Origin of the sequence: Nonomuraea sp. 10N515B (assembly GCF_052245915.1) — a bacterium.
Classification (GTDB): Bacteria; Actinomycetota; Actinomycetes; order Streptosporangiales; family Streptosporangiaceae; genus Nonomuraea.
The window spans coordinates 65,004-82,102 of record NZ_JBQQBQ010000009.1; the positions used below are offsets into that span (position 1 = coordinate 65,004).

Below are 17,099 nucleotides of genomic sequence, written 5' to 3' on the forward strand. Positions count from 1 at the left end.
CGGTGTACGTAACCCCCCCGGAGGTCCCATGTCGACGCACGATCTCTACACCATCCCCGCCGAGCTCTCCACCTGGGACGTGCAGATGGCCGGCAGCAGCCGGTTCACCTGGGAGTACGACGACGGCCGAGATCGCATGCTGGCCCTGTACCAGAAGGGCAAGGACAAGCAGTGGGACTCGACCAAGCGCATCGACTGGGACCTCGAGGTCGACCCGTACAACGTGCTCGGGATCCCCGACCAGACGATCGCCATCTACGGCACCCCGCTGTGGGAGCGGATGAGCGAGCAGACCCGCCAGGAGGTGCGCCTGCACGGCGCGGCATGGCAGTTCTCCCAGTTCCTGCACGGCGAGCAGGGCGCGATGATCTGCTCGGCCAAGATCGTGGAGTCGGTCCCCGACCTGGACTCCAAGTTCTACGCGGCCACGCAGACCATGGACGAGGCCCGCCACGCCGAGACGTACGCCCGGTTCCTGCAGGAGAAGGTGGGGCTGGCGTACCCGATCAACGAGCATCTCAAGGCGCTGCTGGACAGCACGCTGACCGACTCGCGCTGGGACATGCCGTATCTGGGCATGCAGGTCCTCATCGAGGGGCTGGCCTTAGCCGCGTTCGGGGTGATGCGCGACATCACGACCAAGCCGCTGCCCAAGCAGATCCTCGCGTACGTGATGCAGGACGAGGCCAGGCACGTCGCCTTCGGCCGGATGGCGCTGCGCGACTACTACAGGAGCCTGTCGGAGAGCGAGCTGCGCGAGCGCGAGGACTTCGTCATCGAGGGTTGTTACCTGATGCGCGACCGGCTGCGCGGCAAGGAGACCTGGGAGTACCTGGGCCTGTCGACATCCGAGGTCGACGAGGCCATGGAGGCCACCGAGCACTCGGAGTACCTGAGGTTGTTCCGGTCGCTGCTGTTCAGCAGGATCGTGCCGTGCGTCAAGGACATCGGGCTGTGGAGCCCGCGGCTGCAGCAGGCGTACGCGGAGATGGGCGTGCTGGAGATGGCCGGCCAGTCGCTCGAGGCGCTGATGAACCAGGACGAGGAGATCGCCGACAAGCTCGACGCGGAGCGCTTCGCGCAGGAGGAGACCGAGCGGCACACCGAGGTCGCCGAGACGATCGCGCTCGGCCAGGAGTCCTAGCCACGTGGCCCGCGGCTCGAAGCCGGTCAGCCGCCGCTGTGGAAGCGGCGGTGCAGGTCGCGTACCTCATCCGCCAGGTCGGGCACAGGTCCCTCCACCTCCACGCCGGGCGCGACGTCGTTGATCGGCAACGTACGGACCGGTGGCGCCGGCACGCCGAGCTCGGACAGCCAGGCGGCGAGCTGCTCCGACGACGCCACGTACACGATCCGCCCCAGCCCCACCCAGGCGTGGGCGGCCGCGCACATCGGGCAGTGCTCGCCGGAGGTGTAGACGGTGGCCGCAGCCCGCTCCTGCGGCGTCAGGTGCGCCGCAGACCATCGGGCCAGCGCGAACTCCGGATGCTGGGTGCGATCCCCGGACGCCACGTGGTTGTGGTCCTCGGCCAGGACGGCGCCGTCGCCGGAGACGAGCACAGAGCCGAACGGCTCGTCGCCCACCTCCAGGGCCCGCGTGGCCAGCTCGACGCAGCGGCGCAGGTGCGGCAGGTCTGATTCGTTGATCACGAGTCCCTCATCCTACGCCTCATCACCATGAGCGTAACGGCCCGCCCGAAAGTGCATGATTCCTCGCGTTTTCCCACGTCAGGCACAGGAAACGCACCTCCGCGCCACCAAAAATGGGTTGATCTCGCGTACTAACCTAGAAGTGATGCCTCCCGATACGCACACACCTCGCCGTCCCCTGCTGTCCTCCAACTCCCTGTGGCGGATGAAGTCCTACCTCCGCCCCTACGTCACCAGATTGGTCTTCATCTGGCTGGCCGCGATCGTCGGCATCGGAGCCGGCATCGCCCTCCCCCTCATCAGCGAGAGGGTCATCGACGGTCCCATCGCCCACGGCGACTCCGGCGGGCTGCTCCCGCTCGGGTTGCTCGCGATCGGCGTCGGCGTCGTCGAGGCCCTGCTGATCTTGCTCAGGCGGTGGGCCCAGGTCAAACCGGTGCTCGGCCTGGAGACCGCCATCCGCGACGACCTCTACGAGCACCTGCAGCGCCTGCCCATGGGCTTCCACGGGGAGTGGCAGTCCGGCCAGCTTTTATCCCGGGCGACGACCGACCTGTCCACGATCCGCCGCTTCCTCGGCTTCGGGATGTTGTTCCTGGTCATGAACATCCTGCAGCTGATCACGGTGACCGTGCTGCTGCTGAACAAATACTGGCCGCTCGGGCTGCTGGTGCTGGCCTCATCCGTGCCGATCGTCTGGACGTCGCTGCGTTTCGAGAAGCGCTACATCAGGATCTCCCGCCAGGTGCAGGACGAGCAGGGCGACCTCGCCACGCTCGTCGAGGAATCCGCGCTCGGCATCCGCACCATCAAGGCGTTCGGCCGCCGCCACCACGTCTACGACCGTTATGACGACGCCGCGCTCAAGGTCTACGGCACGTCGATGGACAAGGCGCGCCTGTCGGCGAAGTTCTTCGCCTTCCTCGAGGTGATCCCCAACATCACGCTGGCCATGGTGCTGCTGCTCGGCGCGCTGGCCGTCGGTTCCGGCGCGCTGACGCTGGGCGCGCTGGTCGCGTTCACCACGCTGATGCTGCAGCTGGTGTGGCCGATCGCCAGCCTCGGCTACATCCTGGCCATGGGCCAGGAGGCCATGACCTCGGCCGACCGGCTCATGGAGGTCATGGACACCGTCCCGGCCATCGAAGGCGGAACGGACACGATCGCCAGGCCGCGCGGCCACTTGCGCTTCGAAGGCGTCGGGTTCCGCTTCCCCGGCGCGGACCGGCCGGTGCTGCACGACGTCTGGCTGGACGTGCGCCCCGGCGAGACGGTGGCGATCGTGGGCGCGACCGGCGCGGGCAAGACGACGCTGACCGCACTGGTGCCCCGGCTGATCGACCCCACCGACGGCCGGGTCACGATCGACGGGTACGACGTGCGCGACCTGGAGCTCACCACGCTGCGGTCGGTGGTGGCCACCGCGTTCGAAGAGCCGACGCTGTTCTCGATGAGCGTGCGCGAGAATCTCACGCTCGGCCGGCTGGACGCCACCGAGGAGGAGCTGGCCAACGCCATCCAGACGGCGCAGGCCATGTTCGTGTACGACCTGCCATGGGGCCTCGATACCCGCATCGGCGAGCAGGGCCTGTCCCTGTCCGGCGGCCAGCGGCAGCGCCTGGCCCTGGCCAGGGCGGTGCTCAGCAAGCCGCGGATTCTCGTGCTCGACGACACGTTGTCCGCGCTCGACGTGGAGACCGAGGCGCTGGTGGAGGAGGCGCTGCGGCATGTGCTGCGCGACGCCACCGGCATCGTGGTCGCCCACCGCGCCTCCACCGTGCTGCTGGCCGACAAGGTGGCGCTGCTGCGCGACGGCACGATCACGCACGTCGGGCAGCACCACGAGCTGCTGGCCGACGTGCCCGAATACCGGCAGCTGCTGGCCCAGGACGCCGACCTGGACGACGCGTCGGAAGGAGCGCTGCGATGACGACGACGACTACGCCGACCTCGGCGTCCTGGCGCGGCGTCGCCTCCGAGGAGCAGGACGAGCTCTCGGAGAAAGTCTCCATCCTGCTGCGGGCGCGCTCCCGCCGGCTCCTCGGCGACCTGCTCAAGCCGTACCGGAAGCAGATCGCGCTGCTCGTGGCGATCATCGTGGTGTCCAACGCGGCCGGGCTCGCCATCCCCTTCCTGGTCTCGGTCGGCATCGACGAGGGCATTCCGCCGATCACCCGCGGGTCGGGCGCGGCGATCCTGCTGACCGTGGTCGGGGTGATCCTGGTCGCGGCCGTGACGCAGGCCCTGACCCGGCAGGCGTTCCTGCGGCTGTCGGGCAAGATCGGCCAGAGCGTCCTGCTGGAGCTGCGCAGGAGGGTGTTCGACCACTTCCAGCGGCTGTCGTTGAGCTTCCACGAGCAATACACCTCCGGACGTGTCATCTCGCGGCTGACCTCGGACATCGAGGCCATCGCCGAGTTGCTGCAGTCCGGGTTCGACGCGCTGGTCAAGGCCGTGCTGACCATGGTGGGCACGGCCGTGCTGCTGCTGATCCTGGACGTGCACCTGGGCCTGGTCGCGCTGATCCCGCTGCCGCTGCTGGTGTTGTTCACGCGGTGGTTCCGGCGGCAGTCGGCGCTCGTCTACCGGCGTACGCGGGAGACGGTGGCGCTGGTGATCGTGCACTTCGTGGAGTCGATGACCGGCATCCGTGCCGTGCAGGCCTTTCGCCGCGAGCCCCGCAACCAGGAGATCTTCCAGCAGCTGAACGACGACTACCGGGGCGCCAACGCCAGCAGCATGCGGCTCGGCGCGACGTTCATGACCGGCATCAAGCTGATCGGCAACCTGACGATCGGCGGGGTGCTGCTCTACGGCGGCTGGCTGGCGCTCCAGGGTGAGGTCAAGGTCGGCGTGCTGGCCGCGTTCCTGCTGTATCTGCGCCAGTTCTACGAGCCGATGCAGGAGGTCAGCCAGTTCTACAACACGCTGCAGTCGGCGGGCGCGGCGCTGGAGAAGTTGTCCGGCGTGCTGGAGGAGGAGCCGTCGGTGCCCGAGCCGCGCAAGCCGCAGCCGCTGCCGCAGGGCAGGGCGCGCGGCAAGGTGCGCTTCGAGGGCGTCAGGTTCGCCTACGTCGAGGAGATGCCGATCCTGCCGGGGCTCGACCTGACGGTCCCGGCCGGGCAGAGCGTGGCGCTGGTCGGGGCGACGGGCGCGGGCAAGACGACGCTGGCCAAGCTGATCTCCCGCTTCTACGACCCGACCGAGGGCCGGGTGCTGCTGGACGGCGTTGATCTGCGGACGCTGGACGAGCCGACGCTGCGCCAGGCCGTGGTCATGGTGACGCAGGAGAACTTCCTGTTCAGCGGCACGGTCGCGGACAACATCAGGTTCGGCCGGCCGGAGGCGACCGATCGTCAGGTGCGCGAGGCGGCCAAGGCGATCGGCGCCCACGAGTTCATTTCCGGCCTGCCCGACGGATACGACACCGAGGTCGGCAAGCGCGGCGGCCGCATGTCCGCCGGCCAGCGGCAGCTCGTCGCGTTCGCCCGGGCGTTCCTGGCCGATCCGGCCGTGCTGATCCTGGACGAGGCGACCTCCAGCCTGGACGTGCCGAGCGAGCGCCTGGTGCAGCGCGCGCTGCGGACGATCCTGGCCGACCGCACGGCGCTGATCATCGCGCACCGGCTGTCCACCGTGGAGATCGCCGACCGGGTCCTGGTCATGGAGCGAGGCGAGATCGTCGAGGACGGGCCGCCTGCCCGGCTCATCGCCGCCTCGGGCCGCTTCGCCGGCCTGCATCAGGCCTGGCTGGACAGTCTCAGCAGCTAGTGGCGACCAGTGGCCGGACAGCGGCGTCCACTCAGCGGACGCCGCTGTCCGGCTCGGCCGCCTCCCGCACGTGCCTGCGACACTCGCCGTCAGGCAATCCTCACCGTGTGTCAGGTTGCCAGTAGAGTGGACGCGGCACCGGGCTGAGCAGCGGGGTCGGATCGGGCGCCGCCGGTTTCTCCGGCGGGATCAGATCCGGATGACGCGACAGGTAGCCCTCAGGGAAGGTGGTGCTGTCCTGGCGACGGCACCGCGGGCAGATGGCGCCCGGCGACGGCGGCGGCACGGGCAGCCTATTGCGCAACCAGATCTCCGCTTCGTTGCCGTGCTGATCCTCGACGTGCCTGACCAGGTATTCCTCTTCCCAGACGTGCCAGCAACTGCGGCACTCGAACGGCACGATCCTGCGTTCTTCTTCCAACGAGGTCACCCCCTTGCTTCGAGTTTCCGCCCGCTCGCCGGAATCTCGCAAGCGGACTCACCGAATGGTGAACACAAAGGTCAGGGCACCCGCGACCACGCTGAGCGTGCCCAGCCAGGCGAAGACCACGTCCAGTCCGGGGTCCAGCGGCCTGCCACCGTGCAGTGCCGCCTGCACCCGCCGGAACCGGGTCCTGGTCCTGATGAGCAGCACGCCGCCGCACAGCGCGGCCAGCGCGAAGACCACCACCGCGAGGGCCGGCAGGCCGCTCCTGGCCGCCAGCCCGGTCGCGCCGAGCCCGCCGGTGGCCAGAGCCACGGCCGTGCGCACCCACGCGAGCCTGGTGCGCTCGCTCTGTAGCCCACGATCCCAGACCTCCTCTTCGGGAGTCATCCTCGCCGCCTCATGCTGAGAGGATGATGAGAATCAGGGCGATCACGGCCACGGCGGCCACGCCGTAGCCGAAGACGGCGGCGAGCGCGGGTGGCGGCAGCGGCGCCTGATTGCGCAGCGCCCGCTGGATGTTGCGCCAGCGCGGGTAGGCCATGCCCGCGGCCAGCGCGGAGAGCGTGACGAGCACGACGGCGAGTGCGGTGCGGATCCATGGCACGAACACGTCGGCAGGCACCGCCGCCATGGCCACCCCACCCGCACTGAGCGCCAGCGCCGTGCTCAGCCAGGTGAGGAAGGTCCGTTCATTGGCCAAGGTAAAACGCGGGTCGGGTTCCATAGGAAAAACGATATTTCGTCCCCATTTCCCCTAGAGAAGCCGGGATTCAGCTCTCAGCCGGTGCAGGCCTTGGTCACCTTCTCCACGTACGCGGCTCCCTCGGTGGCGACCTTCTGCGTCGCGTCGACGGCGTCGTTGACGTCATTGACGGTGATGCCGCTCAGGGTCTTGGCGAGGTCGTCGGAGGCTTGCTTGATCGTGGTGTTGGTGGCCTTGTCCGCCACGTCGTTGAGCTTGGCCGCGGCGTCGTCCAGGGCCTTGTCCATGGCTTGGGGGTCGTTCGTGAGGTTGGCGATCTGGGCGCCCAGCTCGCTGACGATCTTCGGTGCCTCCAGGCACGCCTGAGCCTTGTCGATGGTCTGATTGACCTCGCCGCAACCGGCGGCGGCGATGCAGAGGGCGAAGGCGGCGAGGGGCACGAACCGGCTCTTGTGGAGTCGCATACTTCGACCCTACCCAAGCACCCCAGATCAGCGGCTGACTCCGCCCACACGGGCCTCCACCAGCTTGCATATCGGAATGACTATGGTTGGGTGTCCGATATCGCTATTAGACATACGGAGATCTCATCTGCTTTGCTCCTGCCCTCTGACAGGCGAGAGCAAGGACACGTGACATGCGAAACCTCCGCACCCATCGGCTGGCGGCGGCCACCGCCCTGGCGATCTCCCTCGTGGCAGGCCTCGGCGCAGGTCCGGCCTCGGCCGCGAGCCTGGCGACCGCGCCGGTGGTGTCCAGCGAGGCCCAGGTCAGCGTCAGGAAGGAGCTGAGCGCGCTGGAGAAGGCCTTCAACGGCCGCATCGGCGCGTACGCCCTCGACACCGCCACAGGCAAGACCGTGACGTACCGGGCGGGTGAACGCTTCCCGCTGTTGTCCACGTTCAAGGCCATGGCCTGCGCGGCCGTCTTGCACAAGGCCCGCACCTCGGACCCCGGGTTGATGAGCAAGGTGATCCACTGGACGGCCGACGAGGTGCTGGACTACTCACCGGTCACCGCGAAGCACGTCAAGGACGGGCTGACCGTGGCCCAGCTGTGTGAGGCGACCATCACGGTGAGCGACAACACCGCGGGCAACCTGATCCTCAAGCAGATCGGCGGCCCCGCCGGTCTGACCGCGTACTTCCGTTCGCTCAAGGACCCGATCTCCCGCCTGGACCGCTACGAGCCCGGGTTGAACGACTGGACGCCGAAGGACAAGCGCGACACCACCACCCCCGCGGCGATCGGTCGCGACCTGCGCGTGCTGACCAGCGGCAGCGCGTTGCACGCCAAGGATCGGGAGCAGCTCAACGCCTGGCTGATCGCCACCAAGACCGGCGACGCGCGAATCCGGGCGGGCCTGCCCAAGACCTGGACGATCGGCGACAAGACCGGCACCAACTCCACGGGATTCGGCGGTGGGAACGACATCGCCGTCATCTGGCCGGAGAAGGGCGCCGCTCCCATCATCATGGCGATCTACACCAACCGCTCCCCCGGTCTCGCCACCGACGACAAGACGATCGCGAAGACCGCGACGATTCTGGCCCGCGGGCTGGGCAAGCTCTGACGTCCGGTGGCCATCTCCGTCGAGGGATCGATCACCGGCTGAATGACGATCTCGTTGACCCCGGCTCGTTCCAGGTTGGCTCGTGCCGTGGATGGCCTCGCCGCTTGCTGACCGCGTGCACCTTGTCCTGGGGCTGGGGATCCGCAGATCCCCAGCCTGGGGTGTGGGGGCGGGGCCCCCGGACCCTGAGCACCGGTTTAGAGCTTGGTGAAGCAGGGCCCGTCGAAGGTGTACGACTTCGCGGTCTCACCCGTGAAGAAGTCCTTGACGATCGAGACGCCGGTCGGCGCCTGGTCGTCCACCTTGTTGATCAAGGTCTGGCGGAAGGTCGCCGTGTTGGCGTCGTCGGCGAAGTTCCCGGCCTCCGGGGGCAGCATGCCCTCGTAGTCCACCGTCTTCAGCGTCTTCACGGCCGCCAGCAGGCCTTTCCTGCTCACGTCGCCGCCGGCCACCATCTTGTCCAGCGCCGCCTTCAGCGGGTACGCCCATGCCCACCCCGAGGTGTAGCCCTCATTGGCGGACACGTTCGGGAACGCCTCACGTACGGCCTGATGGCCGGGTGTGTCGGCGTTCCAGGGCTTGCCGGGCGCCGACTGCTCGTACAACGCCTTCAGGGCCGGTGCGGCGGGTGACTTCAGCAAGGCGGGGTTCCAGGTCGGGCCGGTGCCGATGAATCGGCCCTTGAAGCCGGCCGCGGCGGCCTGGCCGATGATGGTCGCGGCGTCTGCCGGGCCCGTGGTGAGGATCACCAGGTCCGGCTTGTTCTTGGTGATCTCGGTGATGGCGCGGCCCTGCTCGTTCGCGCCGCTCGGGGTCTCGACGCTGGTGAACGTCAGGCCGTTGCGCTCAGCGGCGATCTTGGCGCCGGCGGCGGCGTCCGCGCCGTAGTCGCCGGCCAGGTGCACGGCCATGACCGACTTCGGCTTGTACGTCTCCATCGCGTAGTCCACGGAGTTCATGGCCTCGACACAGTAGTTGGACCCGCTCTCGATGATCACGTCCTCGAACTCCCACGCCGAGGTCCACGAGGCGGGAGCGGCGACGATGCTGTTGGCCTTGAGGTCGCCGATGATGGCGGCGGTCGTGGGCGAGCCGAGCGTCTGGGCCAGGCCGAGCACCTGGTCCTTGATCTCGTTGTAGACCTGCCGGTGCACCTCTGGGTTGTACTTGTTGTCGCGGACGAAGCGGGTCACGTCCACCTCGTACTTGCCGCCGACGCCGCCGGCCTTGTTGACGCGGGCCCAGAAGGCCTTCTGCGCGTCGGTGATGGGCACCGCGAGCGCGGCGAACGGGCCCGAGGTGAGGTCGGAGATCGTGCCGAGGTAGATGCAGCCCTTGTTGCGGTCGACCGCATTCGGGCAGGGCTCCGCGGTGACACCTGGAGCCTGGGCTCCGGCCTTGCTGCCCTCGTCGTCCCCCCGGATGACGCCGCATGCGGACAGAAGTGCCACCACCGCGGTGAACGCCACCACACAGCGACTCTTCATGAAAAATCCCTTCTCAGTATGAAAAAGGCCAGGATTTCCAGTAGTTGCGGATCCGGATCCACAGACCGAACAGGCCGCGCGGTTCGAAGATGAGGAACAGCACGATCAGCAGCCCGTACAGGACGGTCTCGACCTGGAACACGTTGGGGGTCTGCGTGGTGTCGCCGCTGACGAACGGCACCAGCGAGGGCAGCGCCCTGGTGAGAGGCTGCAACAGCGAGATGAACAACGCGCCCGCGATCGCCCCGGACACGGTGGCCACGCCGCCGATCAGGACCATCGCGATGAACTGCACCGACATGAGCAGGCTGAACGAGCCCGGCTCGACGTACCCGGAGATCGTGTAGAGCAGGCCGCCCGCGCACCCGGCGTAGAAGGAGGAGATCCCGAACGCCAGCACCTTGTTGCGCGTCAGCGGCACCCCGATGACCGCGGCCGCGATGTCCCGGTCGCGGATGGCGGCGAAGGCGCGGCCGATGCGCGAGCGGGCCAGGTTACGGGCGGCGATGGCGAAGACGATGAGCAGCACCAGCATGAGGACATACAGGGTCTGCTCCTTGGTACCGAGCGGGCCGTCCTGGTCCAGGCGGGTGCCGAAGAGCTGCGGGATCGCCGCCTCGCGCCCCACCCCGGGGCCGCCGGTGAGCTCCTTCCACTCCTTGAAGACGTGCTCGCCGAGGAAGACCAGGCCGAGCGTGACGACGGCCAGGTAGAGGCCGCGCAGGCGGGTGGCCAGCGGCGCGACGAGCACCCCGGCCGCGGCGGCGACCAGTCCGGCGGCCGGCAGCCAGATCCAGATCTCCGCGATCCCGTAGCCGAGCCGCTCGCCGTCGACAGGTCCGGACAGGGCGGCCGCCGTGTAAGCGCCGATGGCGACGAAGAAGGCGTGGCCGAGGGAGACCTGGCCGGCGTACCCGGTGACGATGTTGAGCCCGATCGCGCCGATGGCCAGCACGTAGGCCCCCGCCAGCACCTCCAGTGACCGGTCCTGCAGCAGCACCGCCAGCGCGAACGCGAGCAGCACCAGCACGCCCGTCCACACCCGTTTGGCCCGGGTGTCGAGCAGCGCCATGTCCTGGGCGTAGGAGGTATAGAGCAGCGGCCGGCCGCGTACCCGGCGAGACCGGCCGGTCGGTATGTCAGGGGCGGTCTGCGCCGCCGCGGAGCGCGTGTCGGTCATACCCGCTCGACCTCCCGGGTCCCGAACAGGCCGTACGGCCTGACCAGCAGCACGATCAGCATCACCACGTACGGCGAGACGACCGCGAAGTTCTGTCCCAGCCAGGGCGCGAAATCCCCTTGGTACGACTGGAAGAGCGACTCCACGACGCCGACCACCAGCCCGCCCACGACGGCGCCGCCGAGGGAGTCGAGCCCGCCCACGATGATCGCCGGCAGCGCCTTCAACGCGATCACCCACGTCAGCTGCTCGATGCCCTGACCGGTGCCGACGAACATTCCGGCGATCGCCGCCAGGAACCCGGCCAGGCCCCACGACAGCGCGAACACCATGCCGACCGACACGCCCTGCGCCAGCGCGGTCTCCTGGTCGAAGGCCGCCGCCCGCATGGCCAGGCCGTACCTGGTGAAGCGGAAGAACGCGAACAGCAGTCCGACCAGCACCGCGGTGACCACCAGCATGGCCAGCCAGCGTGACTGCACGACCAGCGGCCCGAGCGAGACCTGCGTGAACCCCCACGGATCGCCCATCTGCCGCACGTCCCTGCCGATGAAGGCGTTGACCACCACCCGCACGACCACGTCGATGCCGAGCGTGATGATCGCCACGACGAAGACGGGCCGCCCCACCATGGGCCGGATCGCCACCCGCTCGATGCCCAGCGCCACGCCGGCGATGAGCAGCGCCGACAGCAGCACGGCCGCGTAGAACCCGGTCACCTCGGCCAGGTAGCTCACCGCGACGGCCCCGGCCAGCATCAGCGCGGGCTGCGCGAAGCTGATGACCCGCGTCGCCTTGTAGATGATCACGAACCCCAGCGCGAGCAACGCGTACACCGACCCGTTGCCCAGGCCCCTGATGACCGTCTCCAGCAGCCCCTTCACCGGGCGTACATCCCTTCCACCAGGTCCTCGAACAGCTTGGCGATGGCACTGCGCTTGACCTTCTGCGTGGCGGTCAGCTCGCCGTCCTCGTGGTCGAGCTCCTTCGGCAGGAACGCGAACCGCTTGACCTGCTCGACCGACGCGAACCGTTCGTTCACCTCGTTGACGATCCCCCGGACGAGCTCCCGCGTCTCCGGCTTCTCCGACAGGTCCCGGTAGGTGGTGTACGGCAGGCCGCGCCGCCGCGCCCACTCCCCCACCGTGTCCGGCTCGATCCCGATCAGCGCCACCAGGTACGGCCGCTGGTCCCCGATGACGACGGCCTCCTTCAGGTACGGCGATGCCTTCAGCGCGTTCTCGATCTCGCTGGGCGCGACGTTCTTGCCGCCGGCCGTGATGATGATGTCCTTCATCCGGTCGGTGATCCGCACGTGCGTGCCGTCCACCCATTCGCCCACGTCGCCGGTGTGCAGCCAGCCGTCGGGATCGAGCACGTCGGCGGTGGCGCGCGGGTTGCGCCAGTAGCCGGCGAAGTTGCCGGGATGCCGGGTCATGATCTCGCCGGTGGCCTCGTCGATCTTCAGCTCGATGCCGGGGTGCGGCTCCCCGACCGTGCCGAGCCGGACCCGGCCGGGGCGGTTGGCGGTGGCGATGGCGGTGTTCTCGCTCATCCCGTACACCTCGTGCATGGGGATGCCGATCCCCATGTAGAACTTGAGCACGTCGGGCGCAATGGGCGCGGCGCCGGAGGCGGCGTAGCGCACCCGCCGCATGCCGAGCCGCTCGCGCAGCGCGCGGTAGCAGAACACCCAGCCGACCCCGTACGCCGCCCGCGTCCGCAAGGTGTGCCGGCCGCCGGTGCGTACCAGGGTGTCGCCGATCCGGTCGGCCGTCCGCAGCCAGAACCGGGTCATCGCCCGCTTGACCGGCGAGGCCGACTCCAGCCTGATGGTGACCTGGGCGAGCACCTTCTCCCAGATGCGCGGCACCCCGAACAGGATCGTGGGCTGCACCTCGCGCAGGTTGGCCTGGACGGTGTCGATGGATTCGGCGAAGTTCACCTGCACGCCGGCCGCCGAGTTGAACCACACGGTGAACGCCCGCTCGGCGACGTGGCACAGCGGCAGGTACGACAGCGCGAGGTCGCGTTCCGACGGCGGTGGCGAGGTGAAGCCGCCGCCCGTGACAAGGGTGTCGACGGCGAACTCGACGTTGCCGATGGTGAGCATGACGCCCTTGGGCGGTCCGGTGGTGCCGGAGGTGTAGATGAGCGTCGCCACGTCGTCGCGCGCCGCTTCCGCCATGCGGCGCTCCACCGCGTCCGGGTGCGCGGCCCGGTGCTCGGCGCCCAGCGCGAGCAGCTCCGGCCAGGACATCAGGACCTCGTCGTCGTAGCGGCCGCGGATGCCGCGCGGCTCGAGGTAGACGATGCGCCGCAGGTCGGGGCATTCGTCGAGGACGGCCAGGGCCTTGTCGACCTGCTCCTGGTCCTCGGCGATGAGGATCTTCGCACCGGAGTCGGCCAGCAGGTAGGCGACCTCGGCGGGCGGGTTGGTGGGGTAGAGGCCGACCGTGATGCCGCGCACGGCGACCGTGCCGAGGTCGCCGTAGAGCCATTCCGGGCGGTTGTCCGCGTGGACGGCCACCCGGTCGCCGGGCTCGACGCCGAGCGCGAGCAGGGCGTGCGCGACCAGTTCGACGTGCGTCCAGTACGCCGCCCAGGTGACCTCCTGCCAGATGCCGAAGTCCTTGTGCCGCATCGCGACCGCGTCGGGCGTGGTCCTGGCCCGCTCCCGCACCCTGTCCACGATGGTCATGAGGCCTCCTTCGTCGGCCTCATGACCAAGGTGCTGTGTCTACTGATGGCCTCACTCCGTTCGGCCATGTGTGCCTCCCAGGTACGCCTCGATCACCTTGGGGTCCTGCTGCACCTCGGCCGGGCGGCCGAGCGCGACGGGGCGGCCGAAGTCCAGCACGAGCACCCGGTCCGCCAGGTCCATGACGAGCCCCATGTCGTGCTCCACGAGCACGAGCGGGATGCCCAGCTCGTCACGGATGTCCAGGACGAACCTGGCCATGTCCTCGGTCTCCTCCAGGTTCATGCCGGCCACCGGCTCGTCGAGCAGCAGCAGGCGCGGCTCCATGGCGAGGGCCCGGCCCAGCTCGACCCGCTTCTGGATCCCGTACGGCAGCAGCCGCACGGGATGGCGGCGCCAGGCCTCCAGCTCGAGGAAGTCGATGATGTCCTCGATCTTGGCGCGGGCGGCCAGCTCGGCCCGCCGGGCGCGTCCGTACCACAGGAGGGCGGAGAACGCGCCGTAGCGGAAGTGGTGGTGGCGGCCGAGCATGAGGTTGTCCAGGACGGTGAGGTTGTGGAACAGCTCCACGTTCTGGAACGTCCTGGCCAGGCCCATCGCGGCGATCTCGTGCGGCCGCCTGAGCAGCAGATCCTCGCCGAGGAAGGTGACCCGGCCGCGCTGGGGCCGGTAGACGCCGGACAGCACGTTGAAGATCGAGGTCTTGCCCGCGCCGTTCGGCCCGATGACCGCCAGGAGCTCCGCCTGTCCCACCTCGAAGCTGACGCCGTCGACGGCCTTGACGCCGGCGAAGCTCAGGTGCACGTCCTCGAACGTCAGGAGAGCCATCGTTTCCTCCGCTTGTAGTGCTTGACCTCGCGGAAGGACCGGACGGCCCCGAGGTAGAACTCCTTGATGTCCTCGTCGGCTAGCAGCTCCTGCGCCGGCTTGTCCATGACGATCTTCCCGGTCTCCATGACGTAGCCGTGGGAGGCGATGGACAGGGCCATGGTGGCGTTCTGCTCGACCAGCAGGACTGTGGTGCCCTGCCGGTTGATCTCGACGATGAGGTCGCGCACCTGGCCGACCAGGGACGGGGCCAGGCCCAGGCTGGGCTCGTCGAGCAGCAGGTACTTCGGGCCGGCCATGAGGGCGCGGCCGACGGCCAGCATCTGCTGCTCGCCGCCCGACAGGTAGCCGGCCACGCTCTTGCGGCGCTCGGCCAGCAGTGGGAACAGACCATACACGCGGTCCAGGTGGGAGGTGGTGGCGGTGTGGCCGCCGACCTTGAGATTCTCCTCGACGGTCAGTTCGGACAGGATGCGGCGGCCCTCCATCACCTGACTCACCCCGCGCCGGACGATCTGGGCGGGTTTGAGGTGGTGGATGGGCTCGCCCTCCAGCGTGACGGCACCCTTGGTGATCTCGCCGTCGTGGACGTCGAGCAGCCCGGACAGGGCCCGCAGCAGCGTGGTCTTGCCCGCGCCGTTCGCGCCGAGCAGGGCCACGATCGAGCCAGGGGGGACATTGAGGCTCACGCCGCGCAGCACGAGCATCACGTCGTCGTAGACGACCTCGAGGTTGCGTACCTCCAGCAAGGGCGGCTCCTCGGGACAGTGTGGCCTATGTCACTCCCCCGTTGAGCACAATGTCTACGCTTGTCCGCCAGCCGACAAGGGGCCTGGCCGAAATTAGATCGAACACTGGCCCTAAGATTTCTGTTATGGCAATGTGCGAGCATCTTTCCCAGGCCGACGACCCGGCGGCGAAGACGCCTGAGGGTTGCGAGGAGTGCCTGGCCGACGGTGGCCGCTGGGTGCACCTGCGGCGCTGTTTGGAGTGCGGCCACATCGGGTGCTGCGACTCCTCGCCCGCCAAGCACGCCACCGCCCACTTCCACGCGACGGGGCATCCGGTGATCCAGTCGTTCGAGCGCGGCGAGGAGTGGCGGTGGTGCTTCGTGGACAGCCAGATGGGTTAGCGGCCGGGGACGGCTCCGCTAACGCTCCAGGATGGCCTCCTCGAAGTCGAGCTGGGCCATCACCTCGCGCAGCACCTCGTCGTCGAGGCGGCGCTCATCGCGCAGGCGCACGAAGACCTGGCGCTCGGCCTGCAGCATGTCGCGGCGCAACCGCCGGTAGAGCGCGCTCGGGGTCTCCGCGCCGCCGTGCCCGGTGCCGCCGCCCAGGCGCTCCCACGCGGTCAGCGACCGCCGCCATGACTTCTCCCTGAGCTGGTCGATGACCTGCTTCTGGATCTCGTCGGGCTCGCCGTCCTGCTCGGCGACCAGCCGCTCCAGCTCGGCCAATCCTGCCTCCAGCGCCGCCTGCTGGGCGGCCGCCTCGGCCAGGCGGTCCTCGTATTGCTCCTGCGTGCTCGTCACGCCCAGCCGCCTGATCAGCGCGGGGAACGTCATGCCCTGGATGAGCAGGGTGCCGATCACGGTCGTGAACGTCAGGAACAGCAGCATCGCCCGGTCGCGCGGCGGGACCTCCGGCGGGATCGCGAACGCCGCCGCCAGCGACACCACGCCCCGCATCCCCGCCCAGCTCAGGATCACCGCCTGCTTCGGCGTGGGCGCCGGCTGCCTGGCGTTCCTGACCAGCGCCCTGGTCAGGAAGGTGGCGGTGAACACCCAGACGAACCTGCTGAGGATCGTCACCGCGAGCACCGCCGCCGCGTAACCCGCGACCGCCCACGCGCTGTAGCCGCCGATGCCCTGGATGACGGTCACGAGCTGCAGCCCGATCAGGGCGAACACGATCGTCTCGAGGAAGAAGTCGGTGACCTTCCACACCGCGTCGGACACCAGCCGGGTGCCGAACCCGCGCAGGTGCATGCGGTAGCCCAGGTAAAGGCCCACGATCACGACCGCGATCACGCCGGAGGCGTGCACGGTCTCGGCCGCGAAGAAGGCGGCGAACGGGATCAGCAGCATGAGCGTGTTCTCGACCAGCGAGTCTCGCGTGTGCTGGAACACCCAGGCGAACAGGAACGCCAGAGCCAGCCCGATCGCCACCCCGCCCGCCGCCGCGATGAAGAACGCTCCGATGCTCTCCACCAGGTCCACGGTGCCGCCCACGGCCGCCCCGATCGCCACCCGGTAGGCCGTCAGCGCCGTGGCGTCGTTGAACAGGCTCTCGCCGATCAGGATCGTCAGCGTCCTGCGCGGCAGGCCGAGCCGCCGGCCGACCGCGACCGCGGCCACCGCGTCGGGCGGCGCGATGATGGCGCCGAGCGCGAACGCCAGCGCCAGCGGCAGATCCGGCAGCAGCAGGTGGACGAGCAGCCCGACCACGGCCGTCGTGAACAGCACCAGCCCGATCGACAGCAGCAGCACGGCCCGCTTGACGTCACGCAGGCGCAGGTAGGAGCTGTCGAGCGCGGCCGAGTAGAGCAGCGGCGGCAGGAACACGAACAGCACCAGCTCGGGATCCAGCGGCACCGCGGGCACCAGCGGCGAGGCCAGCAACCCAGCGGCCACCAGCAGCAGCGGAGCCGGCCAGCCCTTACGCCGCGCCATGGCGGAGACCGCGATAGCACCGGCGGCCACCAGCAGCAGTTGCAAGCCCAGGATGGGACTCACCGACGCTCCTTCTACCTCGGCCCGATCGCCTCGCGCAGAGCG

The 17,099-nt window shown here is 69.0% G+C and carries 17 protein-coding genes; 5 read left to right on the plus strand and 12 right to left on the minus strand.

Translation table 11 applies throughout. The features are described 5' to 3' along the window. Nucleotides 1-28 precede the first annotated feature (28 nt). On the plus strand, nt 29-1,144 hold the full coding sequence (locus ACTWQA_RS15475; RefSeq protein WP_443159921.1) for a ferritin-like domain-containing protein: 1,116 nt from the start codon (nt 29-31) through the stop codon (nt 1,142-1,144). Nucleotides 1,145-1,170: 26 nt separating this feature from the next. Here ACTWQA_RS15475 and ACTWQA_RS15480 read toward each other — a convergent pair whose 3' ends face one another. Further along, nucleotides 1,171-1,650: a nucleoside deaminase gene (locus tag ACTWQA_RS15480; RefSeq protein WP_443159922.1), complete on the minus strand. Its 480-nt coding sequence runs from the start codon at nt 1,648-1,650 to the stop codon at nt 1,171-1,173. Between the two features lie 145 nt (nt 1,651-1,795). Here ACTWQA_RS15480 and ACTWQA_RS15485 point away from each other — a divergent pair, with 145 nt between their 5' ends. Both ACTWQA_RS15485 and ACTWQA_RS15490 read left to right on the plus strand, forming a co-directional pair. Further along, nucleotides 1,796-3,580, plus strand: a complete 1,785-nt coding sequence (locus tag ACTWQA_RS15485; RefSeq protein WP_443159923.1) for an ABC transporter ATP-binding protein — start codon at nt 1,796-1,798, stop codon at nt 3,578-3,580. Then, entirely contained in the window at nt 3,577-5,421 is a 1,845-nt protein-coding gene (locus tag ACTWQA_RS15490) for an ABC transporter ATP-binding protein (protein WP_443159924.1), read from the plus strand. Before ACTWQA_RS15485 ends, ACTWQA_RS15490 begins: the two co-directional genes overlap by 4 nt. 100 nt (nt 5,422-5,521) lie before the next feature. On the opposite strand, the gene ACTWQA_RS15495 is transcribed toward ACTWQA_RS15490, so the two are convergent. Genes ACTWQA_RS15495 through ACTWQA_RS15510 form a run of 4 tightly spaced genes read right to left on the minus strand, consistent with a single transcriptional unit; the run spans nt 5,522 to nt 7,015 of the window. Further along, nucleotides 5,522-5,851, minus strand: a complete 330-nt coding sequence (locus ACTWQA_RS15495; RefSeq protein WP_443159925.1) for a hypothetical protein — start codon at nt 5,849-5,851, stop codon at nt 5,522-5,524. Nucleotides 5,852-5,899: 48 nt separating this feature from the next. Then, nucleotides 5,900-6,235 (minus strand): DUF202 domain-containing protein, encoded by a 336-nt coding sequence (locus ACTWQA_RS15500; protein ID WP_305922805.1) that lies wholly within the window; start codon nt 6,233-6,235, stop codon nt 5,900-5,902. Nucleotides 6,236-6,245: 10 nt separating this feature from the next. Further along, a complete protein-coding gene (locus ACTWQA_RS15505) occupies nt 6,246-6,572 on the minus strand; it encodes a YidH family protein (RefSeq protein WP_443159926.1) in 327 nt (108 codons plus the stop codon). A gap of 53 nt (nt 6,573-6,625) precedes the next feature. After that, a complete protein-coding gene (locus ACTWQA_RS15510) occupies nt 6,626-7,015 on the minus strand; it encodes a hypothetical protein (protein ID WP_443159927.1) in 390 nt (129 codons plus the stop codon). Nucleotides 7,016-7,188: 173 nt separating this feature from the next. On the opposite strand from ACTWQA_RS15510, the gene bla reads away from it, so the two are divergent. Further along, nucleotides 7,189-8,124, plus strand: a complete 936-nt coding sequence (gene bla / locus ACTWQA_RS15515; RefSeq protein WP_443159928.1) for a class A beta-lactamase — start codon at nt 7,189-7,191, stop codon at nt 8,122-8,124. Between the two features lie 197 nt (nt 8,125-8,321). Here the strand turns inward: bla and ACTWQA_RS15520 are convergent, their stop codons facing one another. From ACTWQA_RS15520 to ACTWQA_RS15545, 6 genes are read right to left on the minus strand one after another with little or no spacing between them, the layout of a single operon-like run. Continuing rightward, the gene (locus ACTWQA_RS15520; protein ID WP_443159929.1) at nt 8,322-9,611 is read right to left on the minus strand and encodes an ABC transporter substrate-binding protein; all 1,290 of its coding nucleotides are present in this window, start codon (nt 9,609-9,611) and stop codon (nt 8,322-8,324) included. Between the two features lie 13 nt (nt 9,612-9,624). Further along, nucleotides 9,625-10,791, minus strand: a complete 1,167-nt coding sequence (locus tag ACTWQA_RS15525) for a branched-chain amino acid ABC transporter permease (RefSeq protein ID WP_443159930.1) — start codon at nt 10,789-10,791, stop codon at nt 9,625-9,627. Further along, complete coding sequence (locus ACTWQA_RS15530; protein WP_305922796.1) at nt 10,788-11,675, minus strand: branched-chain amino acid ABC transporter permease; 888 nt, start codon at nt 11,673-11,675, stop codon at nt 10,788-10,790. Before ACTWQA_RS15530 ends, ACTWQA_RS15525 begins: the two co-directional genes overlap by 4 nt. Beyond that, entirely contained in the window at nt 11,672-13,492 is a 1,821-nt protein-coding gene (locus tag ACTWQA_RS15535; RefSeq protein ID WP_443159931.1) for an AMP-dependent synthetase/ligase, read from the minus strand. Before ACTWQA_RS15535 ends, ACTWQA_RS15530 begins: the two co-directional genes overlap by 4 nt. A gap of 51 nt (nt 13,493-13,543) precedes the next feature. Continuing rightward, nucleotides 13,544-14,320, minus strand: a complete 777-nt coding sequence (locus tag ACTWQA_RS15540; RefSeq protein WP_443159932.1) for an ABC transporter ATP-binding protein — start codon at nt 14,318-14,320, stop codon at nt 13,544-13,546. After that, a complete protein-coding gene (locus ACTWQA_RS15545) occupies nt 14,308-15,069 on the minus strand; it encodes an ABC transporter ATP-binding protein (RefSeq protein ID WP_327590672.1) in 762 nt (253 codons plus the stop codon). The genes ACTWQA_RS15540 and ACTWQA_RS15545 overlap by 13 nt, the downstream gene beginning before the upstream one ends. Nucleotides 15,070-15,194: 125 nt before the next feature. Here ACTWQA_RS15545 and ACTWQA_RS15550 point away from each other — a divergent pair, with 125 nt between their 5' ends. Further along, entirely contained in the window at nt 15,195-15,452 is a 258-nt protein-coding gene (locus ACTWQA_RS15550; protein ID WP_327590671.1) for a UBP-type zinc finger domain-containing protein, read from the plus strand. 18 nt (nt 15,453-15,470) lie between these two features. Here ACTWQA_RS15550 and ACTWQA_RS15555 read toward each other — a convergent pair whose 3' ends face one another. Continuing rightward, on the minus strand, nt 15,471-17,057 hold the full coding sequence (locus tag ACTWQA_RS15555) for a Na+/H+ antiporter (RefSeq protein WP_443159933.1): 1,587 nt from the start codon (nt 17,055-17,057) through the stop codon (nt 15,471-15,473). Nucleotides 17,058-17,099: the final 42 nt, after the last annotated feature.